The organism is Moorena sp. SIO3B2 (assembly GCF_010692525.1).
GTDB lineage: Bacteria > Cyanobacteriota > Cyanobacteriia > Cyanobacteriales > Coleofasciculaceae > Moorena > Moorena producens.
This window is the reverse complement of record NZ_JAAHHE010000604.1, coordinates 1-2,870: the sequence shown is the minus strand read 5'-3', so window position 1 is coordinate 2,870 and position 2,870 is coordinate 1. Positions and strand designations below refer to the sequence as shown.

General features: G+C 43.4%; 3 protein-coding genes. 1 reads left to right on the top strand and 2 read right to left on the bottom strand.

Annotation, left to right across the window (positions count from 1 at the left end):
• Both F6K38_RS38695 and F6K38_RS38690 read right to left on the bottom strand, forming a co-directional pair.
• Nucleotides 1-190 (bottom strand): hypothetical protein (locus tag F6K38_RS38695; protein WP_287360247.1); only part of this gene is annotated, 190 nt, incomplete at its 3' end.
• 63 nt (nt 191-253) lie between these two features.
• On the bottom strand, nt 254-1,534 hold the full coding sequence (locus F6K38_RS38690) for a nucleotidyltransferase domain-containing protein (protein ID WP_287360246.1): 1,281 nt from the start codon (nt 1,532-1,534) through the stop codon (nt 254-256).
• 752 nt (nt 1,535-2,286) lie between these two features.
• Here F6K38_RS38690 and F6K38_RS38685 point away from each other — a divergent pair.
• Nucleotides 2,287-2,870 (top strand): 15,16-dihydrobiliverdin:ferredoxin oxidoreductase (locus F6K38_RS38685; RefSeq protein ID WP_287360244.1); only part of this gene is annotated, 584 nt, incomplete at its 3' end.

The following is a 2,870-nucleotide window of genomic DNA, read 5'->3' as shown; positions in this document are numbered from 1 at the left end:
TAGAAGGACGGGGCTTTAAACCCAAATCTTTTGGTAAATTGAATTTACCGAATAATTTTGAAAAATTATATATAAATATGAGGCGTTGCGTCAGTCTTGGAATTAATAGGAGTAGACTGGGCATCCTGCCCGCGCGAAAATAAGCAGGAAACTGGCAAGATGCCAGTTCTACACCTGATGCCCATTCCACGCAAACATGCCCATTCTAGAGGTGCGCTTAAAATCATGCCATTATTAAGCAAGGCCAAAAATTTTACAAGGAGTGGGGCTCGTGATCAGTTCTGAAAATTGGTTGTATCCCATGCTTAATTAACAGCCGTATTATATGGATTGGATAATACAGGAAAGCTAGCACTCTAGGCAGGGACAGTAACGCCCAATCTGCTTCGTTGGGCATGACGGTAACAAACAAACTGTTTTTTAGCCAATGGAGACAGTACATCACTCTGTCATGCAGACGCTCTCTCATGGTGAAGTAAAAGCGATGATTGTAGGACAAGAAAAAAGCCCAAAACCCTTTTGCTTCTGAGAGCTTAGGGCCGACTTCAAAGTCACGGAAAAGTTGTGATCGTACTTCGATAGCGAGGGATTGGGAGACTGGTTGGGATTGCAATTTATTTAGGATTATCTGTGGCAACGTGACTCCCAGCAAATCCCTGACTAGGCAAAGGTCAAGCAAGAGCATGCGTTCACAACCGAGCTTTTCAGCCTCTGCGAGTACTCTGCGCCAATCTAACTGGGAATGAGTGCGCAGTAGTTCAGCAACGTCGCATAACTGAGCCAGACGTACACTCCAGTGACAACAGTCTTTGCCCAATTGCACACAGAGAATTAACAGCATCTGTTCTGGCGAGATAGTAGAGATTGTCTTACCAGCAACAGATAGAGGCTGAAGATGCGATCGCAAATACTCAAAATCTAATGGCAAACAGAATAAATCGGGTACAATCCCCTCGTGAAGGTCAATACAGACTCGACTCTTTTTATCCACAAAGTGATACTCCCAGCCTAGGTCTTTTTGCAATTCATACCCTTGAGACAGCAGTAATTCTTTCACTCTCGGGATGTCTTGGTGATCAACCAGGATGTCTAAGTCACCAAACTGCCGCAGCCCCAGATTGCCGTAAACTGAAACAGCAAGGGTAGGGCCTTTGAAGGGGATAGCAGAAATTCCGTGTTTCTCCAGAACAGTCAGCAGCTTGAGTAGTTTCTGAGTTAGAAATGTGTTGTGTACGACTAAGTGCTGGAAATAATTTCGCAGTTGTTTGAGGATGTTCTGGGGAACCAGGTCTGGGCAGGTATTTTTGAGACTATTGTACAGCAGCGGTAAGACTTTCTGACGGCGAGCTGTTTTGAGCAGATAAGTCCAGTCGATGTCTTGCTCAAGCAGTAAGCGTTTGATAGACTCAGCAGTCGTTTCGTCGATACTGGTTCGGACACAATAAAGGAGTAACTGGAGTTCTGGTTTAGTTTGAAGTTCTCGGTTAGTTATCGATACTGATGCTATAGTAGTTAATGGGGTTAAAGTCATCATTAAAGGTTAATCTAAAAACTCGCGCTGTAAAAACCGCCATCATGGATGAGGCGGATAGAATGGCACTTAAGACTTTAATTTTCCCTTTAAAATCGGAAAATTAGCGAATTACGCCTCAAAGGGAATTAATTAAAATAATCTATTCAGTAATCTATTCAGTAATTTATTACTATTTACTTACTACTTACAGAAAAAACTGGGATTTTCAGTACATTTGACTGGTGAGTTTGCAAAGTTTTGATGAAGTACCTTGCCATATAACACAATGAAGGATTAGTTTTTAAGTAATCCCTATTGACTGGCAGCGCTTTCCTTGCTAATGCTTTGACAGGGTGGCAAGGAAAGCTTCCCCTTAGGTAGATATGGGTATGGGCATTTGGGGATGGGTATTTGCGTGGCTTAGTCGTAAGCATTGAGCTATCAGCAGTCAGCCGTCAGTTCATCAAACCGTCGATAGTAAACCAGCATCGGGGGTGCTGGTAGGACTGGTAGAAAATCCCGGCTGGTTTTACAGATCCGACCCCATGCAGTTAAAGCTCCTGCTAGCATCATCTGTAGCGTATTAGCTAATAGCAGCATCTGTAGCGTGGGCGTAGCGCATTAGCTGATAGCTGACGGCTGAATGCTTACCCTTAGTCAGGCTTCTAAAGCAAAATGTTAACGATTATTTCTTTGTCTGGGAGAAATGAGACAGGAAGTATGGCGATCCTCTATGCTCAGTAAGGGTTTTACTATGTATACGAGCAATATAAATGTATCAGCCTTTCCTGGACTATCTGGAAAAAGAGCTATTCAAGCAGTTTGATTTAAGCAGTCAACCAATTCCCCCAGGCTTAGAACGCCAGGTAAGCGATCGCGCTAAACATCGGGCAATTATTCAAAGCTGGTGTTACCAATGCCCGGAATTGCGGAAGATTCGCTATACCTACATGGATGTGGGACCAGTCTCCCAAGTGTTTAACAGTGTGATCTATCCCAGTCACTGTTACGATCTCCCTTTGCTAGGGATTGACTTCTTAGCCTTTGGCAAAAAGAAGATTCTGGTGGTTCTAGACTTTCAGCCATTGTTCAGGGATGAAGCATATCAGGAAAAATATATTGAACCAATGCGAGCCATTCGCGATCGCTATCAGGACTTGGCACAAAACTTAGAAATGAAGTTTTACGATGCCAACCAGTACTTCTCTAAGTATCTACTGTTTGCCAAAATCGATTCCCTAGAGACAGTGCAAACGGAAGTCTTTGAGGCTTACAAAGACTACTTGGCCTTATATTGGCAAATGGTGGAGCAAGCTGAGCCTCTAACTGAGCCAGAAGATATTCAGCGGATTGTTAA